The sequence below is a fragment of the Acinetobacter sp. V104_13 genome (genome assembly GCF_031798995.1).
In the GTDB taxonomy this organism is placed as follows: domain Bacteria; phylum Pseudomonadota; class Gammaproteobacteria; order Pseudomonadales; family Moraxellaceae; genus Acinetobacter; species Acinetobacter pittii.
The window spans coordinates 19,079-44,750 of record NZ_JAVQNP010000025.1 but is presented as its reverse complement, the minus strand read 5'-3'; the positions used below and the strand labels follow the sequence as shown (position 1 = coordinate 44,750).

At 39.0% G+C, this 25,672-nt stretch carries 28 protein-coding genes; 7 read left to right on the top strand and 21 right to left on the bottom strand.

The window, feature by feature from the left end; genetic code table 11:
- Positions 1-49: 49 nt before the first annotated feature.
- From RMB06_RS09780 to RMB06_RS09770, 3 genes are all read right to left on the bottom strand, one after another.
- A complete protein-coding gene (locus tag RMB06_RS09780; protein ID WP_262440311.1) occupies positions 50-460 on the bottom strand; it encodes a PH domain-containing protein in 411 nt (136 codons plus the stop codon).
- A gap of 66 nt (positions 461-526) precedes the next feature.
- Positions 527-2,356, bottom strand: a complete 1,830-nt coding sequence (locus tag RMB06_RS09775) for a DUF1302 domain-containing protein (RefSeq protein WP_311079531.1) — start codon at positions 2,354-2,356, stop codon at positions 527-529.
- A gap of 100 nt (positions 2,357-2,456) precedes the next feature.
- Entirely contained in the window at positions 2,457-3,062 is a 606-nt protein-coding gene (locus RMB06_RS09770; RefSeq protein ID WP_081410479.1) for an alpha/beta hydrolase, read from the bottom strand.
- Positions 3,063-3,352: 290 nt separating this feature from the next.
- Between RMB06_RS09770 and RMB06_RS09765 the strand changes: the two genes are divergently transcribed.
- On the top strand, positions 3,353-4,363 hold the full coding sequence (locus tag RMB06_RS09765) for an AraC family transcriptional regulator (protein WP_159137627.1): 1,011 nt from the start codon (positions 3,353-3,355) through the stop codon (positions 4,361-4,363).
- Positions 4,364-4,455: 92 nt separating this feature from the next.
- Here the strand turns inward: RMB06_RS09765 and RMB06_RS09760 are convergent, their stop codons facing one another.
- From RMB06_RS09760 to RMB06_RS09725, 8 genes are all read right to left on the bottom strand, one after another.
- Positions 4,456-5,466 (bottom strand): YeiH family protein, encoded by a 1,011-nt coding sequence (locus RMB06_RS09760; RefSeq protein ID WP_130120190.1) that lies wholly within the window; start codon positions 5,464-5,466, stop codon positions 4,456-4,458.
- A complete protein-coding gene (locus RMB06_RS09755; protein ID WP_130120384.1) occupies positions 5,459-5,767 on the bottom strand; it encodes a Rieske 2Fe-2S domain-containing protein in 309 nt (102 codons plus the stop codon). The genes RMB06_RS09760 and RMB06_RS09755 overlap by 8 nt, the downstream gene beginning before the upstream one ends.
- Positions 5,768-5,781: 14 nt before the next feature.
- On the bottom strand, positions 5,782-6,438 hold the full coding sequence (locus RMB06_RS09750; RefSeq protein ID WP_159137626.1) for a DsbA family oxidoreductase: 657 nt from the start codon (positions 6,436-6,438) through the stop codon (positions 5,782-5,784).
- Positions 6,435-7,784, bottom strand: coding sequence for an MFS transporter (locus RMB06_RS09745; RefSeq protein ID WP_311079265.1), 1,350 nt, complete (start codon positions 7,782-7,784; stop codon positions 6,435-6,437). Before RMB06_RS09745 ends, RMB06_RS09750 begins: the two co-directional genes overlap by 4 nt.
- Before the next feature lie 117 nt (positions 7,785-7,901).
- Positions 7,902-8,954, bottom strand: coding sequence for a 3-keto-5-aminohexanoate cleavage protein (locus RMB06_RS09740; RefSeq protein WP_262440309.1), 1,053 nt, complete (start codon positions 8,952-8,954; stop codon positions 7,902-7,904).
- Positions 8,955-9,014: 60 nt separating this feature from the next.
- Entirely contained in the window at positions 9,015-9,863 is an 849-nt protein-coding gene (locus RMB06_RS09735) for a TauD/TfdA family dioxygenase (RefSeq protein WP_262440308.1), read from the bottom strand.
- An 11-nt stretch (positions 9,864-9,874) separates the two neighbouring features.
- On the bottom strand, positions 9,875-10,861 hold the full coding sequence (locus RMB06_RS09730) for a quinone oxidoreductase (protein ID WP_311079256.1): 987 nt from the start codon (positions 10,859-10,861) through the stop codon (positions 9,875-9,877).
- A 136-nt stretch (positions 10,862-10,997) separates the two neighbouring features.
- Complete coding sequence (locus tag RMB06_RS09725) at positions 10,998-11,750, bottom strand: aspartate/glutamate racemase family protein (RefSeq protein WP_311079255.1); 753 nt, start codon at positions 11,748-11,750, stop codon at positions 10,998-11,000.
- Positions 11,751-11,887: 137 nt separating this feature from the next.
- On the opposite strand from RMB06_RS09725, the gene RMB06_RS09720 reads away from it, so the two are divergent.
- From RMB06_RS09720 to RMB06_RS09705, 4 genes are all read left to right on the top strand, one after another.
- Positions 11,888-12,382: a GNAT family N-acetyltransferase gene (locus RMB06_RS09720; protein WP_032055581.1), complete on the top strand. Its 495-nt coding sequence runs from the start codon at positions 11,888-11,890 to the stop codon at positions 12,380-12,382.
- Between the two features lie 168 nt (positions 12,383-12,550).
- Positions 12,551-13,123: a nuclear transport factor 2 family protein gene (locus RMB06_RS09715; RefSeq protein WP_262440305.1), complete on the top strand. Its 573-nt coding sequence runs from the start codon at positions 12,551-12,553 to the stop codon at positions 13,121-13,123.
- Positions 13,090-13,584 (top strand): chalcone isomerase family protein, encoded by a 495-nt coding sequence (locus RMB06_RS09710; RefSeq protein WP_000350280.1) that lies wholly within the window; start codon positions 13,090-13,092, stop codon positions 13,582-13,584. Before RMB06_RS09715 ends, RMB06_RS09710 begins: the two co-directional genes overlap by 34 nt.
- A 17-nt stretch (positions 13,585-13,601) precedes the next feature.
- Positions 13,602-14,297 (top strand): response regulator transcription factor, encoded by a 696-nt coding sequence (locus RMB06_RS09705; protein WP_086611365.1) that lies wholly within the window; start codon positions 13,602-13,604, stop codon positions 14,295-14,297.
- Here the strand turns inward: RMB06_RS09705 and RMB06_RS09700 are convergent.
- From RMB06_RS09700 to RMB06_RS09655, 10 genes are all read right to left on the bottom strand, one after another.
- Positions 14,294-15,622: a HAMP domain-containing sensor histidine kinase gene (locus tag RMB06_RS09700; protein ID WP_208753321.1), complete on the bottom strand. Its 1,329-nt coding sequence runs from the start codon at positions 15,620-15,622 to the stop codon at positions 14,294-14,296. The genes RMB06_RS09705 and RMB06_RS09700 overlap by 4 nt on opposite strands.
- A gap of 32 nt (positions 15,623-15,654) precedes the next feature.
- Entirely contained in the window at positions 15,655-16,701 is a 1,047-nt protein-coding gene (locus tag RMB06_RS09695; RefSeq protein WP_017398545.1) for a cyclopropane-fatty-acyl-phospholipid synthase family protein, read from the bottom strand.
- A gap of 8 nt (positions 16,702-16,709) precedes the next feature.
- Complete coding sequence (locus RMB06_RS09690) at positions 16,710-17,489, bottom strand: DUF1295 domain-containing protein (protein ID WP_262440303.1); 780 nt, start codon at positions 17,487-17,489, stop codon at positions 16,710-16,712.
- Positions 17,490-17,518: 29 nt separating this feature from the next.
- Positions 17,519-18,718: a cyclopropane-fatty-acyl-phospholipid synthase family protein gene (locus tag RMB06_RS09685; protein ID WP_064193032.1), complete on the bottom strand. Its 1,200-nt coding sequence runs from the start codon at positions 18,716-18,718 to the stop codon at positions 17,519-17,521.
- Positions 18,715-19,506, bottom strand: coding sequence for a DUF1365 domain-containing protein (locus RMB06_RS09680; protein WP_206258195.1), 792 nt, complete (start codon positions 19,504-19,506; stop codon positions 18,715-18,717). Before RMB06_RS09680 ends, RMB06_RS09685 begins: the two co-directional genes overlap by 4 nt.
- Positions 19,507-19,527: 21 nt before the next feature.
- Entirely contained in the window at positions 19,528-20,790 is a 1,263-nt protein-coding gene (locus tag RMB06_RS09675; protein WP_311079253.1) for an FAD-dependent oxidoreductase, read from the bottom strand.
- Positions 20,787-21,758, bottom strand: a complete 972-nt coding sequence (locus RMB06_RS09670) for an acyl-CoA desaturase (protein WP_033847546.1) — start codon at positions 21,756-21,758, stop codon at positions 20,787-20,789. Before RMB06_RS09670 ends, RMB06_RS09675 begins: the two co-directional genes overlap by 4 nt.
- Before the next feature lie 119 nt (positions 21,759-21,877).
- A complete protein-coding gene (locus tag RMB06_RS09665) occupies positions 21,878-22,441 on the bottom strand; it encodes a lipocalin family protein (RefSeq protein WP_311079250.1) in 564 nt (187 codons plus the stop codon).
- Positions 22,442-22,537: 96 nt separating this feature from the next.
- Positions 22,538-23,941, bottom strand: a complete 1,404-nt coding sequence (locus RMB06_RS09660) for a heavy metal sensor histidine kinase (protein WP_311079248.1) — start codon at positions 23,939-23,941, stop codon at positions 22,538-22,540.
- A complete protein-coding gene (locus RMB06_RS09655) occupies positions 23,938-24,609 on the bottom strand; it encodes a heavy metal response regulator transcription factor (protein WP_044100947.1) in 672 nt (223 codons plus the stop codon). Before RMB06_RS09655 ends, RMB06_RS09660 begins: the two co-directional genes overlap by 4 nt.
- A gap of 125 nt (positions 24,610-24,734) precedes the next feature.
- Here RMB06_RS09655 and RMB06_RS09650 point away from each other — a divergent pair, with 125 nt between their 5' ends.
- Together RMB06_RS09650 and uraH are read left to right on the top strand one after the other, a co-directional pair.
- Positions 24,735-25,202: a heme-binding protein gene (locus tag RMB06_RS09650; RefSeq protein ID WP_075383676.1), complete on the top strand. Its 468-nt coding sequence runs from the start codon at positions 24,735-24,737 to the stop codon at positions 25,200-25,202.
- Positions 25,203-25,212: 10 nt separating this feature from the next.
- Complete coding sequence (gene uraH, locus RMB06_RS09645) at positions 25,213-25,614, top strand: hydroxyisourate hydrolase (protein WP_075383637.1); 402 nt, start codon at positions 25,213-25,215, stop codon at positions 25,612-25,614.
- Positions 25,615-25,672 lie beyond the last annotated feature (58 nt).

The following is a 25,672-nucleotide window of genomic DNA, read 5'->3' as shown; positions in this document are numbered from 1 at the left end:
ACATAACTGAGTATTTATTAGGCACTTAATTTACTGTCTTCATTAACTATCAATTAGAACTTTTGTGTAAAGCATTTAAGAAACCCTCTTTATCTTTGGGCGAGATCATTACTGTAGCCATTCTTCCATCTTTCATATAATAAATTTTAAGTCGATCTAGCGATAATGCTGGAGAAGAAAGTGGATTATGGGTAGGTTCTATTTGAGTAATATCATTGATATTAATTTTCCATCGAAATACCAAGCTCTTAATGATTAATGTGTTGTTTTCTACTACGTAATACGTGTTAAAGACCGGAAGCCAAATAACCAAAATGACTAAACTATAAATGAAGAGGTGCTGAAAATTTGAAGCTAAAGAATAATGATGATTTGCTTCATAAATTTTCATAAGGATATTGCCAGTGACAACAATAAATATGAGTAAAAGCCACCAATCAATTTTTGATCTAAATTTCAAAGTTATCCTCCACGTATAAATATCATTTATAACGAGCCTTTCTATATTTTTTATAAAATAATTGAACTAAAAATTAGCTTTAAATGTTAATGATACAAAATCTCGATCATCTATCGTGCTAAATTCATTAGAACCAAAAAAGTTATTATAGGCAATCTCTGTTGTATATTTTTGCTGATAAGTCATAGATAACGCCCCAGTTACACTCATTTGCCCTTCTTGAAAGTTTTGGCTATATCCATAAACATCGTGTCTAAAACTAAGACTTGGCGTAATCACGGTAGAAGGTAAAATATCTTGGTAATTTAATGCTCCACGTAATCGGTAGCCAAATGACCATTCATTAAAAAAACCGTTTTTATTACAAAAGCGTTCATTTAAATTGTCTATTTCTGCATTGGTAAGATGGGCTGTACCATACGGCGTACATTTAAAGTCGCCTGTTTCAGGATTATAAGCACCTGTTGAAAGCTCACTACGGCCAAATGCACCAGTCCGACCAATCCGATGATTACCAATATCTGCAATATGGTTTAAGGCAAACTCTGTAGACCATGTCATCGAATTTGCACCCCAAATATTGAATATGCTGCCAGTTGCTCCAACCGAAAATTGTGTTACAGGTAAGCGTACATATCCTTGGATATATTGACCCAATCCAACAGTTTTTCCCGGCGGTGCAAATGGTGTTCCTTCTGATAACACTTGAGCATAGACAATGTCTGTACCGTTTAGTTGCAAAGGTTGATTAGGTTTGTGGGTTAACTCACTAAAAACGTTTGTTGTTCCAACTTTACCAGTCAAACTTAATCCAAACATTTTGATATTTTCAGGATAGATAGAAAAATAACTCGCGCTATTAAAATGTTCGGGTCCTGCAGCTGTTACGGCCGTTCCATCAAAGTTTGCATTACGGCTATGGTAATTCGCATAGTAAATACCTAACTCAGCATTATTTAAACTGGGTAATGTCTGTTTTAAAGCAATACCATATTGGCCGTTATCCTTTGCTTTTCTACTTTCTGCACGTGGAATATAGGTACGTAAACGAATTGCGGTATCCGATAATTTATCTCCACCTCCAGCAATCAGAACTGGACCTGCATTTTCGGGCACAAAGTCTGAAATCTCAAAGAAAGTTCCGTTACCATCAACAACTGAAGGTCTAAATTTAAATTGATAGAACCCTTCTATTTTCAAATTTTTATTAATGCTTGTGTCGAATGAAAACATTTCGGTTGGAATGATTCTTTCTTTTGCATCACCACCCGGTCGGTTAATTGCAGCAAAATCAAAAGCACTCACCGAATTTAAACCGTTTTGAAAAAACTGAGATTTCCCCCAATTTAAAGTCTGTTTGCCTAATTTTAAATTGATGCTTTTTCCATCGTCTAATTCAAAATCTTTCCATATATAGGCATTCCATAAATCGATACCTTTGAACTTTGCGAGCCTTGGCCACGCTGAATCATTAAAGGGTTTAAAGTCTCCGTGCCCTGTCTCATAGGCATGGTCATACCAGTATTTAGTGCTAATGACCGCACCCTGCTGTTTTCCATTTAGCTTAACTTCGGTTATGCCTCTGATGATCTGTGAAATGGCATCATATTTACTAAAATTCATACGCCCATCATCACCATTCACATCAATGCTAGCGCCTTGTTTACCTATTTTGTTTGCGTCAGGCCGATAAAGTAATGAAACGGATGGATCTTGCGTACTCCAACTGGCTCCTAAGCTTAATGTCGTTTTTGTATCGAACTTCCAATCTTTATCAATATCAAAATTCTCTGCGTTCACTTTAGACATGAATAAAATTAGGCTTAATGAAACACCTATTTTTTGAATATATAGAACGTGATTATTTCTTAGATTTAAATAGACGTACTGACCCATCATATTATCTCCCTATAAATATGATTTTTTTATTTATTGCTTATTACTCAAAGCCATCCATTGGCTTTAAATGGTTTACATAAGCAGGTATTTTTTTGCACTAGGCTGGTTGTTCGACCTGATCTAACTGTTGAATGAATTGTTCAGCTAAAGGCCAATAGCCAAAGCCAGATGCAGGGTTTAAATGTCCCACTTCACCTAAATTTACGAGTCGACTACCCCACTTTTCTGCCATTTCACTGACAGCTTCATAACGAGCTAAATGGTCATTGGTGCTTGCAACCAAAATGCTGGGAAAAGGTAGTTCTTGATCTGGTAAAGGACTCCATCCTTCTTGATGAAGTACAGTTGGGCTTGGATAATTTTCTGGCCAGCTTTCGTTTAAGTCAGGTGGAGCCACAAGTAGAGCTCCTTGAATTGGTCGTTGATATTTTGCAGCCCAGTGTATTGTCATCAGCACACCAGCGCTGTGTGCGACCAAAATGACAGGCCCTTGTATTTGTTCGAGTTGTGCCTGAATAGCAGCAACTCTATTTTCACAATTGAGTTTATTAGTTTCTACAGGTGGTACAGAGCGAACCTTTGCTAGCTTTGTTTCTAAGATTGTTTGCCAATGCTCGGGAACATGATCGCGTAACCCCGGAATAATTAAAATTGTTGCTTTGGTTTGTATTTTTTCCATTTCGACGCCTGTGAATTTTGCCATCTAGGATGCATAAGAATTTTTATAAAACTCCATTCACAATAAAGGCTCATTTCAGTTAATGGTGTACATAAGACGTCACGGACTTTTCATTTGACGACACATCTTTTTAAAATTTCGTAAATTAATTAAAATAGTTTTTGTAATTACAAATGAATTAAAAGAACAGATTTAAAATTGATTCGACATCATGATTAGGCGCTTAAATAAAAGCTTTTGTAATGCAGATATTTTAGTTATAACTAGATATGAGCTGTAAGGAATATGGCTGATTAAGAACAGGAGATAATAAAATGGTGCCTCTTGCGCATACCGCCTCTTTAAAAAATTATTTGGCAGTTGCTCAGCAATTAGATCTAAATCCCTACCATTTATTATCACGTGTTGGGCTTAGCCAAACTCAATTGAATGATCTTAAACAACGTATTCCTGTAGATAAAGCCATTACCTTGCTTGAAGACTCAGCCCAAATGAGTAATTGCGATGTATTCGGATTACATATGGCAGAGCAACGCGAAATCGCGGATTTTGGTGAACTGAGTTTATTATTAAGTTACCAATATACTTTGAGAGAAGCGCTACAAACGATTGTTCGTTATAGGAATTTACTCAATAACTCACTTGAAATATATATTGAAGAAATTAACGATACAGTAGTTATTCGAGAAGAAGTTATAACCACAACTTACGGATATAGCCGTCAAGCCACAGAACTTGCTTTAGGAATCACCCATCGTTTTTGTGCAGCACTCATGATGCAAAAATGGCGGCCTTTAAGTGTACACTTCACTCATAACCCGCCTAGTGATTTAACTTTGCATCGGCGGATTTTTGGCTGTGCGCTAGAGTTTGGTAGTGACTTTAATGGCATTGTTTGTACGGCAGCCGAACTTGATACAACAAACCCTCAAGCAAATCTGGCGATGGCTAACCATGCGCAGCGTTATTTAGATATTTTGCAAAATAACAATGAATCGACCATGATTTTTGATATTCGTAAAAGTATTTATCTTCTTTTACCAATGGGCCGCGCTACGATTGATCAAGTCGCTCAAACACATGGTATTCACGTACGGACTTTACAGCGTCGATTAGAAGAAGCTCAAACGAGTTTTAGTGATTTAATGAATGAAGTACGCAAAGATCTCGTATTTCGTTATTTAAAAAATCTAAATTATTCACTTGCTCAAGTGTCTGATATTTTAGGTTACTCAATGCCGAGTTCTTTTACTCGTTGGTTCATTAGCCAATTTGGTATGTCACCAAATATGTGGCGTAGTCACAATAAAGCCCTGCTCAATTAATTGCTCTTTATTTGAAACGAAATGAAGTCATTTAAAATGTAAGGAAGCTGGAGAACTACTCCAGAACTTCCTTAAAAATTTAATTTTTAAAATTAAAACCACAAGCGCATAAGTCCAAGAACCAATGCCACCAAAAAGATGCTTTCGCCGATCATTAAAAGAATCGGTTTAATGCCGACAGATGCTAATTCTTTTAACTGAGTTTTCATTCCTAAAGCACTAATTGCGATGACTAAAAACCAGCGTGATAAGTCATTAATTCCATTTTGAACCATCGCTGGCACCCATCCTGTACTGTTAATACAAGCGAGTAGTAGAAAGCCAACGGCAAACCAAGGCAGCAATGGTGGTCGCTCCCCTGTTGAATCAGCACCTTGCATACGGGTAATCATAGCCGCACAAACAATTACTGGAAGCAGCATTGCTACACGCATAAGTTTAACTACAGTCGCCGTATCCCCCGTTTGAGTAGACATGCTATAACCAGCGCCAACCACTTGCGCTACATCGTGAATCGTAGCACCAAGAAACACACCAGCCGCTTGTGGCGATAACTCTAGCCACTTCGCAATCATCGGATAGACGATCATTGCAAAGGTTGAAAGTGCCGACACGCCAATCACGGTAAACAAAGTCGCCTTTTCTTTTTGCGGATGATTTGGAAAAGCAGCAGATAGTGCCAATGCGGCTGAAGCACCACAGATTGCCGTTGATCCACCAGTAAGCATGCCAAATAGTTTTTGGAAACCTAAAATTTTAGCGGCAATGACAGAAACGGCAATTGTGACAATAACAAGAGTAACGACTAACGCAACAGGTTGCCAACCTAGTGCGGTAATTTGCCCTAAAGTAATACGCATTCCGAGTAACGCGATACCCATTCTGAGCACACTACGTGCGGTAAACTCGATACCTACCTTACATTTACTTTCAGCTGCTAAAAAATTCACGCTCATGCCGAGTAATAATGCAAATAACATGACTGGCGCGCCATAATGCTCTGATAAAAAACAGGCAGCCGCAGCAACGACCGAACTGACCACAAAGCCTGGTGCTAATTCTCTTGTACGTTGGGAAAAATTTTTCAAAACTAAACTACTCATGATTTTCCCCACAACCGATCACAATAAATACCTTGTCCTCGATCACTTCTACGGGATAGGTTGCAACTTTGAGCTGAGCAGAATTAACTAAACAGCCATTTGTTAAATCAAAGCGTAGACCATGGGCACAACACTGAATCACTCGTCCTTCTAGACGTCCACTAAATAGCGATGCGCCCTGATGAGGACAGCTGTCATCGATTGCATAAAATTGAGTCGCAACGTTAAATAGTGCGAGAGTTTTATCTCCAATTTTAAAAAAAGCCCGCTCACCTGAATTCGGTATTTTCTCAACAGGCACTTCAAATCGGTTAGTCATATCAACTCTCCTTGTGCCAGCATTGCCTCTTGCATCGCTTGATAAAGTGCATCTGCTGATTGCGCGCCCACCAAGGCAGAAGCCCGATCAAAAATAAAGTAAGGCACGCCATTACCTCCTGTACTTGCAGAGATAAAATCTTGATGATCTTGAATAAGCAAATCTTTGATCAGTTCACGCGGGAAACCACAGCGTTTGGCGATTTTGTATAAAGTGGTGGTATTTCCGATGTCTAACCCATCATAAAAATATGCAGCAAAGAGTTGTTCTAACAACGCATTGCACTGCTCAGGAGTTCCTAACTTTAAAGCTTTATCAAATAAGCGATGAGCTTTGGCCGTATTTGGCATGCGTTTAATTTGCTCAAAATCGATCTTGAGCCCAACTTTATTTGCAGCATTATTGACCTGTTCTTGTCTCATACGAACTGCAGTCAAGCTACCTAACCGTTTCAAATAAAACGTTTGAAAAGGTACCCCTTCAATTGCCAAGTCGGGTATGAGCTGAACACCTCGCCAGTGCACAACAACTTTGACTTCGGGGTGAAGCTGATAAAATCTATTTATAGCGATCAGTAGCTGACGTTTTCCGATTAAACACCAAGGACAAATAAAGTCAAAAAATACATCAATATGTAATTGCCGAATCATCATTTGTTATTCATCCCGCATTTTTGAATTTGGTTATCTGAATGATTTTTGAGCTCAGTTATTCCTTGCTGCTCAAAGCGTGAGATATCTTTGTGATAATGGCGTTTGGCATAAAAAAATACGGCTGCAGCTGCAATACTGACCAATGGCATGAGTTGAAATGCACTGTGTAAACCAATCACATCAGATACTTTGCCAACCACTAAAGGGCCAAGAGCTAAACCAAGAAAATTGTTAGCTAAGGTGAGTGTTGCAAATGCAGAGCCATGAACTGAGTTATGTGTGAGATTGGCCACCATGGCACTAGATGGCCCATTGGTTCCTAGAGCAATAAACATTCCGAGACAAATGAGAAGTAACTGATTACGTCCCGCAGGCGCAGCAAAAGCAATTAATAAAAGAACACAACTGAGCAAGCAGTATGTAATCGCTAAACTGACCTTACGATCTGGACAATTACGGCCCAAATAATCACACAACATGCCGCATAGAATTGTGCCTACTGCACTACATAGCAAAATGATCGCTGCCATTACGCCTGCTTTGTCGGTACTCATGCCGTAATAGCGATTGAGATAACTCGGCATCCAGACAATCACTGTGCCACCAACAAATAATTGCAGACCACTACCAATGTAAGTGGCAATGACTGAACGACTTGAATATAAAGTTTTTAAAGGGCTTTTTATGTGCTGGGTTTTACTACGAATTTTATTTTGAGGTGTTGCGTTTATTCTGTTTTCTTTCACTAAAATTGGATAAAGAAAGGCCAAAATGAGACCAAATAAAGCAATGCCTCCAAAAGCCCAACGCCAACCGAAATGCTGTGCGAGTACACCACCTAAAGCCACACCCAAAAACGAGCCAAATACGCCACCCGCCATAAAAGCACTGGCAAGTGTTGCACGCATTTCTCGTGGAAAAACAGCCACAACCACTGCTATTCCAACGCTGCCATAAGCAGCCTCACCCACACCAACCATAAAACGAGCAATAAACATTTGCTCATAATTTTCAGCCAGTGCACATCCTAAAGTCGCCAAACTCCATAACGTCGCCATAATGGCCAAGCTTTTAACTCGTCCAAAACGGTCTGCCATTAATGACAACGGCAGAGTCAATAAACCCACCATTAACGCGACAATGCCACTGAGCAAACCTAACTGACTATCGCTGAGTAACCACTCATTTTTAAGTAAAGGAAAGACTGCGTTTAAGACTTGTCGAGACATGTAATCTGAAATGAGCAAACCAAATGTCAAAGCAAAGACAAGCCATGCATAACGACGAGGTATACTGATTGACGTATCAACATCGCTCATCTGATCTGAATACTGATGTGCATTCATATGACCTCCTTGTATTTTTTATAATTTCTATTTAGCTAGTGCAGCAGCGCACTTTTAAAAACAAAGTGAATAAGCTGCACTACATTTGAGGTCTAAATTCCGTTAGACCTTGTCACATTAGTTACGCTGCGGCACGCCTTTTTGCCCTGCTTTACGGTTGGGTGCCATACCATTTGCGATTAGAGTTTCTTCAATACTGTTGTATTGCACCCCAATACGATAAATTTCACGGGCTTCTTTTCCTGAGGCAATTTCACGGCCTAATTCATGGGCAATCCGAACGGTTTGCTTAATTTGCTCTACAGATGAAAAACGGCGTCCGTGATGATCAATGATCGTGTCTTCGTTACCCACACGGGCATGTAAACCCATTGCCATCGACATCGTATTAAAAGGCAATACATTTTTGAGTAGAGACTCAGATGTCAAAGTACATCCATCGGGTACGCGATGAATAAAATTAAAGAAATTAAATGGGTTTGGACCATCGAAACCGCCACCGATTCCAATCCAAGTTAAGTTTAAAGGCCCCATGTACAATCCTTTACGCACCATACGTTCTAGGGTTTCAAGTCCATGCATACCCGTTAACTGAAAGTGCGGTTGAATATTGTTTTTACATAAGCGCTTAATATGTTCGGTAACCCATGCTGGCCCTGCTGGCACGGTCATCTCTGCATATGCTGCCTGAGTCGCTGGATGTGCCAATGAAGTCCCTTCTAAATATTCAGTATAGAGCAATTCCATAATATTCATTTGTGTAGTGTTAATTGCCACCGTAACCTGATCGGGCTTTGGTGTAAGTTCAGCCAACATATGTCGGGTGTCATCACTTAGCCATAATGCAGCCTCACCTTCACTCTCTGGTGCAAATGAGATCGAGCCACCCACCTGAATAATCATGTCAGGCACAGCTTCACGAACCCCTGCAATAAGCTCGTTAAATTTTGACAAGCGTTTAGAGCCTTTCCCATCAAGCTCACGTACATGTAAATGCAGCACCGTCGCGCCCGCTTCATAGCACTCAACCGCTTTTTGTATTTGCTCATCCATGGTCACTGGAATATCTTCAGGAAAGTCTTCCGGCATCCATTCGGGTCCATACGGCGCAACCGTGATTACCACTTTTTCCATATTTTCTGGGTGCAATGAGTCATCAAAGAATTGCATGTGCATCTCCTCATATATTTTTTAGAATTTTCAATTAGATAAAATTTTTAACCTATAGACTTAATAGGTTGCGTCACCAATAATGCCCGCCCGCTCCATTTTTCGGTGGCAAGGTGGGTAATCCATGACTGCGTAATGTTGTGTGCTGCGGTTATCCCAAATGGCAATGCTGTTAGGCTTCCAGCGCCAACGCACTTGAAACTCAGGAATATACGCTTGAGAAATTAAGTAACGCAGTAGTTCAGCTGCGCCTGGATTGGCATCTTGTCCAAATCTGACGCGCTCTTTGGTGTGATAGTTACTGAAGTGGGTTGTGAACGCGTTGACGTATAAAATTTTCTCGCCCGTTTCAGGATGAGTACGTACCACTGGATGCTCAGCATCAGGAAATTTTGCTTTTAAGTCCAAGCGTTTTTCAAGTGGCATAGCCGCGCCAAAACTCGCTTCTATGCTGTGATAAGCACGTAAGTCTGCAATCTTAGCCTTAATATCGTCGGGTAAAGACGCATAGGCCATGACCATATTGGTCCACATGGTGTCACCACCTACAGGTGGGCATTCGACACAGTGCAGCACACATCCCATCGGTGGAACTTTGCGCCAGCTTGCATCGCTGTGCCAAGCATTTTCATAACGATCGACAGGACTTTCAGGATGTTTATAGATCTGCACCAAACCCGGATGATCAGGGTGGCTGCCTACCGCAGGATGATCTTCTAACTGTCCAAATTTTTCTGCAAATGCCACATGATCCTGACGGGTTAAGTGCTGATCTCGCAAGAACAACACACGGTGTTTAAGTAGTTGTGTGCGAATTTCAGCAAATAATCCATCATCATAAATCGCATCAGCAAGTTTGATACCACTGAGCTCTGCACCAATATTGCAAGTTAACTGTTCAATTTGCATAAGAAATCCCTTCAAATTACAAAGATTGATGAACCTATTGTTTTACGTGCTTCCAAATCATGATGAGCTTGCACAGCATCCTTTAGCTCATAGCGCTGATTAATTTCAATTTTGATTCGTCCATGTCGAACATGATCAAATAATTCATTTGCCAATTCTTTCTTCTCGGCAGGATCTGCAATGTAATCTGCCAAAGCTGGACGTGTGACAAACAATGATCCTTTTACGGCAAGTAATACTGGGTCAAAAGCAGGAATTGGACCAGATGCTGTTCCTACGCAGACCAACAAACCACGGCGTTTGAGAGAGTCTAATGAACTCATAAAAGTAGCTTGACCGACACTATCGAAAACGACATTTACACCCACGCCGCCTGTTAACTCACGTACACGCTCCGCAACATTTTCATGACTGTAGTTAATAACATGATCACAACCATGAGCTCGTGCTACAGCAGCTTTTTCTTCTGAAGATGTGGTCCCGATAACAGTCAAGCCAAGTAATTTAGCCCATTGAGAAACGATCAGCCCAACACCGCCTGCGGCTGCATGTAATAAAATTGAATCGCCAGCTTTAAAGTCATAAATGCGGCGCATTAGATAAGCAGCGGTCAGCCCTCGCATGGTCATGGCTGCCGCTGTTTCACAAGAAATTTCTTCGGGTAATTTAATTAAAGCATTTGCTGGAATTAAACGGTGGGTGCTATATGCACCTAACGTATTTAAAAAACCTGTATAAGTAACTCGATCACCTACTTTAAGCTGAGTTACTCCTTCACCTAAAGCTTCGATAACACCTGAAGCTTCGACGCCCATGCCATTAGGCATTGGAATTTGATAGGTTCCATTACGAAAATATGTATCGGCATAATTTAGGCCGACTGCCACATGACGTAGGCGTACTTCCCCTGCTTTTGGATCTCCTACTTCTACATCTTCATAGCGCAATACTTCTGGCGTTCCTGTTCCATAGAAACGTATAGCTTTCGTCAACGTCATGTCCTATTCCATATTTTGGTTTTTTATTGAGTGCCTATAAAAGCAATAACCAAAATTACAACAGTTAGGATATGGGCCACTTTACATTTGACGACACAAGCTTAACGTTTAATGACAAAGGATATTCCAAATATTGCTAAACAGTATTCCCAGAAATTGCAGCAGATATATTTAAATTGGTGCTATGAAAATTCTTATTTTCATTCAAGCTAAAACTCACCGCCTCTTTTGCATGAATGGTGGTCGTATCAAATAAAGGAACCGAGAATTTAAGCTCACCAATTAACATACAAATTTCGGTACAACCTAAGATAATTCCTTGGGCACCTTCAGCTATAAGCCTCTCTACAATAGCAATATACTTTTGCTGAGAATCGGGGTTAATCACACCTAAACAAAGTTCTTCATAAATAATGCGATGGACTGTCTTTCGATCTTCTTCATTTGGAATAACAACATCAATTCCATGATCTTGTAATCGAGCTTTATAAAAATCTTGCGCCATTGTAAAAGCAGTCCCTAACAATGCAACTTTACCAATGTTTTGACTCAAAATTTCTTTTGCAGTTGCATCAGCAATGTGTAAGAAAGGAACCGTAATTGAATCTTCAATCTGTGCAGCAATTTTATGCATGGTGTTAGTACACACCAAAATACAATCTGCCCCTGCTTTTTCTAAATTTTGTGCTTGCTCAGCTAAATATGTGCCAGCTTCTTGCCATAAACCCTTCGCTTGCAAGGCTGCTATTTCTTCAAAATCAACACTATTAATAATGACCTTAGCTGAGTGCAATTTTCCTAATTTATGATGAACCATTTTATTAATTTTCTGATAATAAAGCGCTGTCGATTCCCAACTCATTCCACCTAATAAGCCGATTGTTTTCATTATTGAATCCTTCTATTTATGTAAAATTTATCTATATCTCTTATGGGTAAAGCGCAGCTAGAATAAAATTGCTTTCTTTATTGAATTATTATTCATCTTATAAGCTATAATTTTTTAAACTATTTAATAAGAACTCTATGTTAGAAACAGAACGTTTAATTTTACGGCCATTCCTTGAAGAAAACTTACCTATTATGTTGGAGATGTTTCAAGACAAAGATTTTATGGCTTTTTCACCTCATGGTGCCTTATCAACTGAGGCAGCAACTGATCGTTTTTTAGAAATTTTGGAGCACTATAAAAATCATAATTTTGGCAAGATGGCTATCGTTTTAAAAGATACCCATAAAATTATTGGTTATTGTGGTTTTGAAACTTGTGAGGTTGATAGCAAGACAGAAGCTGAACTAGGTTTTAGACTTATTAAAACTGAGCGAAATAAAGGTTATATTGTTGAAGCTTCACTTAAGTTACTAGAAGACATGCAAAGTCGAAAATTTAAGCATGTGATCGCTTTTTCAGAAAAAGATAATTTACCTGCCCACAACCTATTAAATAAACTTGGTTTTGAAAAAACAAATTCATCTAGTTACATGAATATGGATGTTATCTTTTTCAAAAAAGATCTGTAATTTCTTTGATAAAAAGTAAAGCATTACTATAAAAAACTTTAAGTTAGTGAAGATCTATTTGCCTCAAAGAAACCAGCATTAAATCCCAAATCATAAAACATAAGAATTCACGCAAAATTCACGACCAGCTCTTTAATTTGATCTTATAAAGTTGGCTTGGATATCGACATGAAAATTATAACTATAGCCCTAGGGTTGGTTACTTTGGTAGGTTTAACGGCGTGTAAAAGTGTGCCTAGTTACTCAGGTGACTATGGCAAAGCTGAACAAAAAATTACTGGTATAGAATTAGATGATCAACAGGCGTTAGATATCGGCAATCGTTTTGTCGCTGCATTTAATACACTCGGCACCCCTTCTTTTGTAAATAATGCCAGTAATCTTTACGCTGATCAGCTCTATATCAACGATACACTCTCACAGTTCTCTCAAAAGAAAGATCTCATTAAGCATTTTGAAGGCATGAATGCCCGAGTGAGTAATGTCACTGTAAAACTCATTAGTGCAACTCATCACCAAGATACAGCTTACATCCATTGGTACATGTCCTATGACTTTAAAATGCTAGGTCGTTCAAAAACCATGGCTTCTTATGGAATTAGTCAGATTAAGATTAATGAACAACAAAAAATTATTTTCCAGCAAGATTATTGGGATCCAGCGAATGGCCTCTACCGTTCTTTACCAATATTTGGAGGAGTATATAAATGGATATTGCCGTTCAAAAAAGTCGAATCTTGATATTTCTAGGAATTTTAATCGTATCTCAAGCGAATGCGGCTGAACTAAAAAAATGCAGTTCAGCACCTTTAATGGTGACGAGCAAGAAGGTGGGAAATGTCAGTTACTTTGCTGAAGATTGCCAAAAAAATTGGCAAAGCCAAAGCATCAAAATGGACTTTAGCTATAACCGCGATATTCCCGAGTGGGCATTTAAACGCGCAGCCACCCACTTTTTGAAGAAAAATGTTAGCGGCTTTGATGCTAAATCTCCGCTTAATCATATTAATGAACTATATAGGCCAATTAAGAGTGGAGATCTTTATAGTCTCTACTATCAACATGAAAATCAAAAACTAGAACTGAAATTAAACCAGAAGCTACTCGGCTCTCTAAACAATCCGAATGCAAATCAATATTTTAAAATCTGGTTTGGTAGCGAACCGTTTAATGCTAAATTAAAACAACAACTATTAAATTAATGGCTTAATAAAATCTCATGGGTAATCACTTTATCCTCATGGTTGAGGACCATTTTGAACTTGCAGCAACGGTCTGCGAATTTCTTGAAGTGCATGGTTATGTTGTCGATCATGCACGTAATTTAGATGCTGCACGCACTTTTCTCAAATCTCAGCATTATCATCTTTTGCTGCTTGATATAAATTTACCCGATGGCTCGGGTTATGACCTATGTAACTGGCTACGTACCGAACAAGGCGTTGATATTCCCGTTCTTATGCTCACAGCAAGAGATACTTTAGATGACAAACTTAAAGGTTTTACTGCTGGAACAGATGATTATTTGGTAAAACCTTTTGATTTTAATGAACTAGTAATGCGGATTCGTGCATTAATAAAAAGAGCAGCTGGCGAAGTTACTCACCATAAAATTCAAATCCACGACTTAATTCTTGATAGCGCAACTCAAACCGTGGTTCGTGCCGGAAATAATATCGAGTTACCCCCTATTCAATTTAAACTATTAAAAATTTTGATGCGCCATTCTCCAAAAGTGGTAACCAAGCAAGAACTGATGATGGAATTATGGGGTGATGAAGAGCCTGAAAGTGATGCGTTACGCAGTCATATTTATAACTTAAGAAAAATGGTTGATAAACCTTTTGACCCAAAGCTATTACATACAGTGGCAGGTGTCGGTTTAAAAATTGCTTTGGAAGATTCCGCGACTTAACTTAAATAGACCACAACAATTAAGCCTGTGGTTGGCTCCAAATCGAGTTCAGGATGAGTGGTTAAATAATATTGTCGATCAAACAGCTCCACTCTCCATCCTAATTGCTTGCAAAGCTTTTGTACCAATTGCAAACCAATGCCATGACCTTTAGCCTTTAAGGAAAGTTGTGAATCGCTGAGCTCTTGCACTTTCACATCGTTGGGTAAAGAAATTCCAATTCCATTATCAGCAATAATCAGGCTGTTTTTTTGTTGAATGATATCGATTTGTGAGCCTTGAGAATAGTTCAGCGCATTACGTAAAATATTACCTAAAACCATTTGAGTCATCGAAGGATATAACCAACGTGGCTGCTCAGAAACGTCAGGTTGAATATTAATCTGTATCCCTTTAGCTACACTCACCGCTTCTAAACTTTCAACAAGATCTTTTACCGTTTTGGATAATAAATTTTTCTCAGACGGCAAGCTTTTTACCGTATTCCGGGCAATCGCCAGTAAGGTATCGACGAGCAACTGCATATCTTCAATTGTGTTATGAAGACGAACTAAAGATTTATCGTCTCCGTATTTCGCCTGACACAGTTGTACATTACCTTTCAAAATAGTGAGTGGAGTGCGTAACTCATGGCTCACATCTCCAGTAAATTCTCTTTCACGTCGAATAAAATCACTTAAAACTTGATGATATTTTTCTAAAGCTTGTTTGAGATATTCGGCTTCCATGTTGCCATTGGTATTAATATCTCTAAAAGGAGATGCCTGAGTATCTTGATGTGCCCAATCAATATTTTCTAAAGCGTTCGCTAAGCGCGTAATTGGGGAAAAATAGCGTCGTGCTCTTCGGTTTGACCACCATAAAAAGCTATATAAAACAGATAAGCTGAACATGAGGGGAGCAAGACCAAATAACCAGATCAGCTTATTAACATTGCTTTCGCCAAATACCAACAGAACATGCTGACCATTACGCTCACCATAGACGGTCATTCGTTCTTTACCATCAACGAATACTCGGTGCACGCCACTCTCTAAATGCATGCCCCGAAAAGGTTGAGGCGCGACTTGTGTATTCCACCGATATCCATATAAATTTTTAGTATCTGGTAAATCAGCATTTGGATTACGTTCTATGCGTAACCAGTAATGCTCCATTTCCTGTTCTAAAGCGGTTTTAAGTAAAGAGCCCTTAATCACCCAAGCACTACAAGCCAACCCGACCACGATCGATAATGCAATCAGACCAATCTGCAACCAGTAATATCGATTGAACATTTGGGCTAATGGATGACTCGCTTTGCCATCATGTCGATTTTTTATCATATCTTTATCGCCGGGATAGGCTATAGAAATTACTATGATCGCTTTTTAAATAAAAAGTGACCAATGACCCATTCTTGACCTTGCTCAAAACCAAATAACTCAGCACAAGCCATGAAGAAAATACGCCAGCGTTGCCACCAAATATTGGCATCTTTTCCATAGATTTTTTTAAACAGTGGCTTTAGTTCGACTTCTTGATTATCCATGTTATCAAGCCAAGCATTTGCCGTTCTCATATAATGCTCACCCGACCACTGCCACTGTTGGGCCAACTCTAAATGCTCTTGAAAATGCAAAAAAGTCGAAGTCGAAGGCATTAAACCGCCAGTAAAGAAATACTTGGACATCCAATCATAATCCGATTTCACTTCAAAAGGATAATGTAAAAAGCGATGGCAAAAAATATGACACCAAAGTAAGCCGTCTGCTTTTAACCAACCCTGAATTTTTTCAAAAAGACGTTGGTAATTACGGACGTGTTCAAACATTTCGACCGATACAACACGATCAAACTTTTCTTGGTCTAAGTCGAGTACATTCACATCACAGGTAAGCACTTCAACATTGGTTAAACCTCTCAACTCTGCTTGCCGAAGAATATGCTTTTTCTGCGTTGCAGAATTTGAAACAGCCGTAATCTGTGAGCGCGGATAGTTTTCTGCCATCCACAAAGTTAAAGAACCCCAACCACAGCCTAACTCTAAAATGTGTTGACCGTTTTTAAGTTGTGCTCTTTCACAATAAAGCTGAAGTGCGAGCTCTTCTGCCTGATCTAAAGTTGTGGTTTTAGTCGGGAAATAACACGCACTATATTTGAGTCTTTTTCCAAGCACCGCCTGAAAAAACTCGGTCGGCAATTCATAGTGCTGCTCGTTTGCCTTATCCGTTTCAACGGCGATTTCGCTCTTCTTCAGCATATTAAGCACATCCATGTAGCGCTGCGCCCCTTGTTCAGGGTCATAACGGCCTTCTTGGATTAAGCGCTTTTTACTTAAAGCACGAATTGCAGCTCGAATTGCATGATCTGGAATCACACCACTTTCAACAATTTTCAAAGACTGATGAACAATAAAATCCATATGCGCACCTATTTTTTTGGTTTTCGCGGAATAAACATTGATGTTTTTTGTTGATAATCAAGATAATTTTGACCGCGACTTTTAATTGCTTGTTTTTCACTAAATGGAATACCCGTGACGTAATATAAAAATAGCCACATCAGTAACGGATAAATCCACAATAAATATTGGCCTGCCGCTAAACCAATAATTGGATAGGCAAACCAGTGTAACCATTCAAAAAAATAATTGGGGTGACGTGAATAACGCCATAAACCCTGATCCATCGTTTTGCCATGATGATCTGGATTTAATTTAAATCGGTATAACTGCTGATCAGCGAGCTGCTCTCCAATGAAAGCAATTGCTATGATGACAGCTGCAATTACTAAAGCGACTTTATATCCACTACTCCATTCAGTTGCCTCTACATTGAGGAGCATCCACATCGGCAAAAAGAACAAAAGCACTAAAAGTGTTTGAAAGATAAAAAAGAATAAAAAGCCAATATGCTGAAACTTACCCATCGCTTTACGCATGCTCGCGTAACGGCCATCTTCTTTTTGTTCAGATTGATAACGTCTTAACAGGTGCCAAAATAATCTTAAAAACCATAAGCCGCTAAAAATACCAATAAAAAGGCGCACTTCAACTGGGGCAACTGAAATGAGTAAAGAAGACACGATAATGTTTACTGCCAGACAGAAACTCCATGCAGCATCTACAATTCCAGCTCGGCCATTTAGAGTGGCAAGTAGCCAACTCAGCAACATGATCATTAAATCTAGAATCAGTAAATTCCAAAACATGAGCAGTCTCCTTACTTGAGGTGTTTGAGCTAGTAACTGGTACTTTCAAACAACAAGTGAACATTGCTTATCACGCCTTCTTTAAAACCACCTTCGCAATAACATAAATAGAAATCCCACATGCGAATAAAGTTTTCATCGAAACCTAGAGCCAATACTTGTTCCCGCGCTGCTAAAAAACGCGCTCGCCAGTGATGAAGTGTTTGTGCATAACTTAAACCAATATCATTTAAATGTTTTAACCTTAAACCACTTTCAGAAGCAGTTTGTGTCAATACACTTACACTAGGAATGAAGCTACCGGGGAAAATATAGCGCTTAATATAATCAACTGTATTTAATGCTTTTTTATATCGGAAATCTTCAATAGTAATGGCTTGAATAAATGCCAAACCTTTCGGTTTTAATAGTGCTTTACATTGATCAAAGTATGTCGATAAATATTGCGCACCAACTGCCTCAACCATTTCAATTGAAACCAGCTTATCGAACTTACCTTCGAGCAAACGGTAGTCTTTAAGTTGCACATCAATTCGATGTGCCAAGCCAGCTTCATTTACACGAGTAACGGCTTCATCATATTGAGCTTGTGAAATGGTAATGGTGGTTACTCTACAGCCATAATGTTGAGCTGCATAAATGGCAAAACCCCCCCACCCACTTCCAATTTCAACCAAATGATCTAGCGGTTTTAAATCTAACTTTTTACAAATGATCTCTTTTTTTAAATCAGATGCTTCTTCGAGGGTCATGCTTTCATTTTCAAAAACGGCGCTCGAATACATTAAAGACGGATCTAAAAATAATTTAAAAAAGTCGTTGCTTAAGTCGTAGTGCTCGGCAATATTTTTACGGCTACCACTTATAGAATTCTTTCGATTTTGATACCAAGCTTTAAGAAAAAACTGGCTCGCTTGAGCAATAACATTCTGGTTGATTTGGTCCAATACAGCTCGGTTACGTGCCAAGATCTGAATCAACTCGACAAGGTGCTCGCTGCTCCAGTCACCACGAATGTAGCCTTCTGCTGCTCCCAAAACACCATTTTTTAAAATAAGATCCATCAATAAAGGATTGTGAACTTCAATCACAGCATGTAAGTCTGAAACTTCACCGACCGTCCCATTCCACGCGCCCTGAAAAGTGATCTGTCCATGACGTAGTTTGAGAAGACTCTTGAGCAGTAACGGTAGTGAGTCATCTTCACCATAAAGAAATGTTTTTATCATGTCTTATCTACCTTGATCTTTTTAGGATGACGATAAAATGGAACTTTTTTTCGCCATAACTTAAATGCCTCTAAATATATTGAAAACAACATTTTAAAAGGCGCTAGGCTGTTTATAAGAGCATATCGATATTGCTGTGAAGGAAATGTGATGGGCACAAGCTCAAAACGCATAGTGGCATCAAAGACTTGTTTCTGCTCTTCAAAAAGCTGCATGTGAATGACATTCTGCTGATCTGAAAAACTAAATCGCCAACGGTAAGTCAACTGCATGGGCATGAACGGCGAAACATGAAATGATTTTTCAAAGTTAAAATCGAAACTTTGATAGTCACCTACCTGACCTTGTTGTTTTATACAGTCGTGTGTATAGACTTTTCGTTCATTCCACGGAGTGTTGGTAATTTCACTAAGAATAAATAACGGTTTTCCGGCTTTATTTAAAACAAAATAAAATACGACCGAATTAAACCGAAAGCCCAAACAACGAGGCAAAGCCAAGACTCGAATTTGCCAGTCTGGCCGGAGATGTGAGTTGTTATTTTGCAGTATCGCTTTCTCTACTCTGTCTCTTATAGAACCGTGATACATGTTTAAAAAATCATTTTTAGATAGCTTTAATACATTCCAATGATCCGTCGACCAGAGTGAACAATCTTTTGTAATATCAACTAATTGATCTGGATCGAACCATAAATAATTTAAGGTCGATCTAAACTCATGTGGTTTAGGGCTATAACGCCGATGACGAATAAGTGCAGGAGCGATAGCAAGTTTATTTAATAACATTTGAAAGCTCCTTACTTATTCTTATAACACTAAGAGTTGCTCAACAACACGTGCTGCACTACGGGCACCATCTTCATGAAAGCCCCAGCCCCAATATGCTCCACAAAACGAAGTCCGATTTTGCCCATTAATTTTGTGCCAACGAGATTGAGCTTGAATCGCTTTTGCATCAAATACGGGATGTCGGTATTGCCGCTCAACCAAAATGTCTTCGGCTTTGATTTTCATATTCGGATTTAAAGTAGAAAAAATTTGAGTAGCGCAGGATAAATTCTGCAAATTGTTCATCCAGTAGGTAAAACCATAATGTATGTCGGACTCATCGTTTTGAACTTGAGATTTTGGTGTTACATGTACATGCCAGCTTGCCCACTGCAAACGGCTTTTAGGCATAATTGAAAGATCACGATGGACGACCATTCGATTATCTTGATAACCAAATTGGCTTAATATTTCTTGTTCAAGCTCCGACGCATCTTTAATTAAACTTAGGCTATCGTCAGCATGGCTCGCAAAAATCACCCAGTCATATTGCGCTTGCCCTTCAACGGTTTCGATCAAAACTGTTTCTGGTGAACGGCTCACAGCTTTTACTTCTGCAAATTTCCACTCAATGGATGGGCAATTCTTTTGAATAGCACGAATATAGCTTGCCGAACCATGTTTAACAGTTTGCCATTGCGGGCGGTCTTTTAACTGCAACATGCGGTGATGCTGAAAAAAGCTCACCACAAATCGATATGGAATTTGGCCTACCTGCTCAACGGGTGCCGACCATAAGGCACCGCACATCGGGTAAAGATGTTCATAACGAAACTCATGACTATATTTGTGAAGGTCCAAATACTCTTCAATCGATAAATTAGGATCAATATCCACCACATCTATATCTTTATTATCATCATAAAAACGCAGCAAATCTGAGAGCATTTGCAGAAATTTTCGGTTTAAAAAGTTCTGCGGACGGGCAAAGAGCGACCATTTTTTTGAAGGATTATATTGAAGTCTACTGACCAGATTATTCACCGAGAAACTCATATCGCTGCATTGAGTTTCTACGCCTAATTTTTTAAGCATGTCGGTAAATAACGGATAGTTGTAGTCATTAAACACAATAAAACCACTATCTACCGCGACTTTAGTGCCTTCTATCTCTAGCTCGTGAGTGTCAGTATGACCGCCAAAATAGTTATTTTTTTCATACACAGTGACCTCGTGTTGTTCTGACAATCTCCAAGCCGCGTAAAGTCCAGATATACCCGAACCAATAATGGCAATTTTCATAACACTTCACCATTTTCAATTTTCTCTATCGATAAATTTTTAATCTTTTTATATTGATAAACCTTGTCTGGTACTGGCTTTAGTCCCCACACCAAACCCAATAAAGACATCAGTTTGAGCACATAAAAGGTGATATCAATCTGCCACCAATAAAAACCTTGCCGCACACTGCCTGCGTAAAAGTGATGGTTGTTGTGCCATCCTTCACCCAAGGTAATTAAAGAAAGTAGAAAATTATTACGGCTATCATCTGGGGTATTAAACTCACGTGAGCCATAACGATGAGCGAGTGAATTAATACACAAGGTTGCATGTGTTAATAGAACAGTGGAAATCACAAATCCCCACACTAAAAGTTGTAAGCCATTGGTACCCAACTCAGGGAAATGTTGTGCAAGCCACGAACCTAAACCATAAATTGCTAAGGCCGTCAAAATCACAATAGGCAAACTAAATCGGTCTAGCCAAATCAGCTCTGGATATTTCAACCAGTCTTTAATGACTTTTTTTCGAGTAGCAAAATTTTGCTCATTTAAAAACCAGCCTACATGCGAATACCAAAAGCCTGCTTTTGCTGAATGCGGGTCCTGATCGGTGTCGGTAAAGTGATGGTGATAACGGTGATGGGCTGCCCACCATAAAGGTCCGCGCTGCGCACTCATGGTTCCGATCAGTACAAAAATGAATTGAACAATACGTGATGTCTGAAAAGTTTTATGCGAAAGATAGCGGTGAAAAAAAGCAGTAATTGCAAACATGCGAAGAAAATAAAAACCCAGCATGAAAACAACCGCGAACCAAGATACGCCCACCCAAAACGCTGCTAAACAAGCGATATGTAATAAAATAAAAGGAATAATTCTTAACCATTGAATGTTCTTTTCAATGACATATTCGCTAGAAGCACCCACTTGCGCATTTTCTGAATCTGACCAGCTATCGATCCAGCGCAGAAAAAATTTAGACATTGATTCTTCCTGATCTAAAGCATTTCTTTTGGTTCTAATTTAGAAAATGCGCAATGAATTTTATGTGAAGTTCACTCAATTACGAGATAAATATAAACAACTATGCAACCAGCATTTCACTATTTAGACTGTGTTGTCTTAACGAGTTTGGAAACGTCGTAGCCATAGCTTTTTGCGGTTTGCAGATAAGACTGATATGTCGCCTCATCAAGTTGAGGACTACGAGAAAGAATCCATAAATATTTATGGCTTGGGCCACCGACTAAAGCAACCTGATAATTTGGGTCAACTCTTAAAACCCAGTAATCGCCTTTTGTAAAAGGAATCCATCTAAGGCCAGAAGGTAAAAAGCTTACCTTCAATTTACTGTTGCCTTCATTTTGCGGATAAGCAACTCCTTCAGATGAGATCATTTCGCCTTTTTTAGCCGTACAGCTATTTAAAACACCAACGGTTTTGTCCGCGTTAATAGAATAGTTTGCAGTTGTATTGGCTACACAATTACGCTGAAAAAACATAGGTAAATGCGCAATTTCATACCACTTACCTGCGTATTTATTAATATCGATAGAATCAACAGCGACGGGTTTAGTATTGGTGTCGGCAAAGGTGCTCAAAGGAAGCATTAAACTGACCGCTGCAAGGCTGCTGCTCATGACCAGTGACTTAAATAATAATTTCATGATCGCCCTCTTCTGTTTATTTGATGTGCTTAAACATACGTCAGAGGGCTGTGAACAAAGTGTGAATTTTAAAAATTAAGCAACATTAATAAGGGTTTAATTGTATTTCTTTGCAGCATCTGCAACTGGAAAATCAAGCTCAAAGCACACACCCTCGACCGTGTTACAAGCCTTATAGCGGCCATGATGCAGATCCATAATTGAAGCAACAATCGATAAGCCTAATCCACCTGTTTGATTCTGATCACTTCGACTTGAGTGACATTGGTAGAATCTTTCAAAAAGATGCTCAAGTTGATGATCTGCAATTGAAACACCTCCCGTTACCACAGTCAGACTCACCCATTGCCTATGTTCAATCATCTTATGTTTTGTTGCGATATAAATAGTTCGCTTCTTACCACCGTGAACCAACGCATTTAAAACAAGGTTATGAACGGCTCTTTGAAAAAGCTCAGGATCTGCAAATAACGTTTTAGCTTCTAAGTTAAAACTAAAATGACAGTCTTGTTCCTCGGCCTGATATTCAAAAATCTGGCATAGCCCATCTATAACATCTTGAAGGTTTATTTCTTGTTTGTTTACAAGCACCATTTTCTGATCGGCTCTTGCCAAGAAAAGCATGCTATCAATCATGCGTTTTAATCTGTGGTAGTCGTCTAAATGAGAAACTAGCAAATCTTCATATTGCTCAACCGAACGTTCGCCAGTTAAAGCAATCTCGGTTTGCCCAATCAGATTATTTAAAGGTGTGCGGAACTCATGTGCGATATCTTCAGAAAAACGGTTGAGCTGGGTATAGCCCTTTTCAATACGCTCAAGCATGTGGTTTATATCTTTGGAAAGCAGATCAACTTCTAAAGGTGAATTTGGGAGGTTTAATCGGTTCTGTAGCTGATTTGCATTAATAGAATGAGTTTGTTTGCGAAGCTGTTGTAGCGATCTTAAACCAAGATGACAAGCTAAAATACAAAGCACAAAGATTGCAAGCACGCCCCCGACCACATACATCAAGAGACTTTCTTGAAAAGGTAAAAGAATATTGATGCGTTCCGACCACTGTTTACCTGCAATGAGTAGATAAGGCTCGTCATTAATTTTTATGGTTTTCCATGCAATTCGTGTTGGATATGAGTTGTTGGCTAAATCTTGAAACTGAAGACTGTCGCGCTGTGCAAGTTCAGGTAGTTGAATGTGAAGCGGATTGATATTAATTAAAGTTTTGTCTTTATGAATAAGCAGAAATAAGTTGTCTTGATTGCCAAGCATGTTTTGATACAGCTTAGGACGCGCAATAATTTGCTCTACATTTTCGCTATCTTGCAGCAAAATTTCCAAACGATTAATTCTGTCTGCTAAAGCTTTATCTTGCTGCTTCAATAAAATTTGATTAATGCCTAAATAGGTTATAAAGCCGACTGAACATAAAATTAAGGCAGAACAAAGCGTGACCAGTAATGTAATACGGACTTCAAGAGAACGTAGAAATTTAAAGTTCATAAGCTAACCGAAATTTTATAGCCCAAGCCACGTATGGTATGAATGAGTTTTAATTCATATCCTTCATCAATTTTGCTTCGTAAACGGCGTACCGCAACGTCAATAAAGTTGGTATCGGTATCAAAGTTAATATTCCAAACCTCTGAACCAATTTGTCTGCGTGTCACAATTTGCTCTTTGTTGAGCAATAGATAGCGCAACAAATTAAATTCGGTTTTGCTCAGCTCAATTAAGTTGCCACTACGCCATACTTTATGACTGACCACATCCATCTTTAAATCACTAATAGATAGCTCATTTTCTTGCAGATATTGCTGTCGTCTTAATAGACTTTTAATACGTGCCAACAGTTCAATATAGGAAAAAGGTTTAGCCAAGTAATCATCTGCACCCAACTCTAACCCTTTCACTCTATCTACGACCTGATCTTTTGCCGTTAAAAAAATCACCGGAATTTTTGAAAACTGGCGTAGTACTTGTAATACGCTCCAGCCGTCTATGTCCGGCAACATGACGTCAAGAATAAGTAAGTCATATTGATCTCTCTTTAGCATTTCCAAACCTTGCAACCCTAAGTGAACACACTCCGCTTGATATCCAGACTCTTTTAATCCTTTGACCAAATAAGTGGCGATCTTGATCTCATCTTCAATAATAAGGATACGCATTTTGTAGAGACTCATTTGAAAGATGACAACTTTGTAATGTGATTGTCATGCTTGAAATTAAGCAATTTGTTTAAGATTTTCAAAGCGACATAGAGGCAATCATTATGAAAAAATTGAACTGGCTGATGTTAGCAGCCGTGCTATTTGGTAATAGTACTTTTGCACAGCCCCCTGCTTTGAATCAAGTTTATTCGTTAGATCTCAAAACTGCCCACCTGTTAGCCGACAGTGCGAAAGAGGCATGCAAAAAATTAAATCAAAATATTGCGGTTGTTGTTGTAGATCGCGGCGGTAATCCATTAACTGCCGAACGGCATGAGCTGGTGGGTCCGCATAATTTAATGGCTGCAGAGAAAAAAGCCTATACCGCGTTATCTACCAAAACATCGACCTTAGTTTTAAGCCAAAACAGTAACCAGAACCCCGATGCAAAAAATTTAACCACGGTAACAAATTTACTTTTGTTAGGCGGTGGCGTACCAGTTCGTTTTGAGAACCAAGTGATCGGAGCCATTGGGGTTGCAGGTGCTGGCGGTGCACAAAATGACAATCAATGCGCAAGCAAAGCCATTGAAACCGTTTTTCATTCATAAGGAGTTCACCATGACTAAATCATTTATTGCTTTATCTTCGTTATTTATTGCTGCCGCTACATTTGCACAAACTAATCCACTAAGTGTGCACGTGTTAAATCTAGAAACGGGTTTACCCTCTTCTCAGGTTGAAGTCGTTTTAGAGAAAAACACCAATAACCAATGGGTTAAGCTCAACCAGCAAGTGACCGATTCAAATGGTCGTATTACTGCGCTCTATCCAGAAAATAAAAAACTAGAGCAAGGTATTTATAAAGTTACTTTTAAAACAGAAGACTGGTTTAAAAAGAACAAACAACAAACTTTTTTTGCCGAGGTTCCTGTAATTTTTAAAGTTGATGGAAGCGTAAACCACTACCACATTCCGTTACTACTTAGCCCTTACGGTTATTCAACCTATCGAGGCAACTAAAATAAAAAACCCCTTTATCTGTTGTGCACAAATAAAGGGGTTGGTTAAAAACGATGCG

Bases quoted from the DNA above. Each gene is read 5' to 3' on its own strand.
- RMB06_RS09775 (WP_311079531.1), bottom strand. From the start codon at position 2,356: ATGGGTCAGTACGTCTATTTAAATCTAAGAAATAATCACGTTCTATAT.
- RMB06_RS09770 (WP_081410479.1), bottom strand. From the start codon at position 3,062: ATGGCAAAATTCACAGGCGTCGAAATGGAAAAAATACAAACCAAAGCA.
- RMB06_RS09765 (WP_159137627.1), top strand. From the start codon at position 3,353: ATGGTGCCTCTTGCGCATACCGCCTCTTTAAAAAATTATTTGGCAGTT.
- RMB06_RS09760 (WP_130120190.1), bottom strand. From the start codon at position 5,466: ATGAGTAGTTTAGTTTTGAAAAATTTTTCCCAACGTACAAGAGAATTA.
- RMB06_RS09750 (WP_159137626.1), bottom strand. From the start codon at position 6,438: ATGATGATTCGGCAATTACATATTGATGTATTTTTTGACTTTATTTGT.
- RMB06_RS09745 (WP_311079265.1), bottom strand. From the start codon at position 7,784: ATGAATGCACATCAGTATTCAGATCAGATGAGCGATGTTGATACGTCA.
- RMB06_RS09740 (WP_262440309.1), bottom strand. From the start codon at position 8,954: ATGCAATTCTTTGATGACTCATTGCACCCAGAAAATATGGAAAAAGTG.
- RMB06_RS09735 (WP_262440308.1), bottom strand. From the start codon at position 9,863: ATGCAAATTGAACAGTTAACTTGCAATATTGGTGCAGAGCTCAGTGGT.
- RMB06_RS09730 (WP_311079256.1), bottom strand. From the start codon at position 10,861: ATGACGTTGACGAAAGCTATACGTTTCTATGGAACAGGAACGCCAGAA.
- RMB06_RS09725 (WP_311079255.1), bottom strand. From the start codon at position 11,750: ATGAAAACAATCGGCTTATTAGGTGGAATGAGTTGGGAATCGACAGCG.
- RMB06_RS09720 (WP_032055581.1), top strand. From the start codon at position 11,888: ATGTTAGAAACAGAACGTTTAATTTTACGGCCATTCCTTGAAGAAAAC.
- RMB06_RS09715 (WP_262440305.1), top strand. From the start codon at position 12,551: ATGAAAATTATAACTATAGCCCTAGGGTTGGTTACTTTGGTAGGTTTA.
- RMB06_RS09710 (WP_000350280.1), top strand. From the start codon at position 13,090: ATGGATATTGCCGTTCAAAAAAGTCGAATCTTGATATTTCTAGGAATT.
- RMB06_RS09705 (WP_086611365.1), top strand. From the start codon at position 13,602: ATGGGTAATCACTTTATCCTCATGGTTGAGGACCATTTTGAACTTGCA.
- RMB06_RS09700 (WP_208753321.1), bottom strand. From the start codon at position 15,622: ATGATAAAAAATCGACATGATGGCAAAGCGAGTCATCCATTAGCCCAA.
- RMB06_RS09695 (WP_017398545.1), bottom strand. From the start codon at position 16,701: ATGGATTTTATTGTTCATCAGTCTTTGAAAATTGTTGAAAGTGGTGTG.
- RMB06_RS09690 (WP_262440303.1), bottom strand. From the start codon at position 17,489: ATGTTTTGGAATTTACTGATTCTAGATTTAATGATCATGTTGCTGAGT.
- RMB06_RS09685 (WP_064193032.1), bottom strand. From the start codon at position 18,718: ATGATAAAAACATTTCTTTATGGTGAAGATGACTCACTACCGTTACTG.
- RMB06_RS09680 (WP_206258195.1), bottom strand. From the start codon at position 19,506: ATGTTATTAAATAAACTTGCTATCGCTCCTGCACTTATTCGTCATCGG.
- RMB06_RS09675 (WP_311079253.1), bottom strand. From the start codon at position 20,790: ATGAAAATTGCCATTATTGGTTCGGGTATATCTGGACTTTACGCGGCT.
- RMB06_RS09670 (WP_033847546.1), bottom strand. From the start codon at position 21,758: ATGTCTAAATTTTTTCTGCGCTGGATCGATAGCTGGTCAGATTCAGAA.
- RMB06_RS09665 (WP_311079250.1), bottom strand. From the start codon at position 22,441: ATGAAATTATTATTTAAGTCACTGGTCATGAGCAGCAGCCTTGCAGCG.
- RMB06_RS09660 (WP_311079248.1), bottom strand. From the start codon at position 23,941: ATGAACTTTAAATTTCTACGTTCTCTTGAAGTCCGTATTACATTACTG.
- RMB06_RS09655 (WP_044100947.1), bottom strand. From the start codon at position 24,609: ATGCGTATCCTTATTATTGAAGATGAGATCAAGATCGCCACTTATTTG.
- RMB06_RS09650 (WP_075383676.1), top strand. From the start codon at position 24,735: ATGTTAGCAGCCGTGCTATTTGGTAATAGTACTTTTGCACAGCCCCCT.
- uraH (WP_075383637.1), top strand. From the start codon at position 25,213: ATGACTAAATCATTTATTGCTTTATCTTCGTTATTTATTGCTGCCGCT.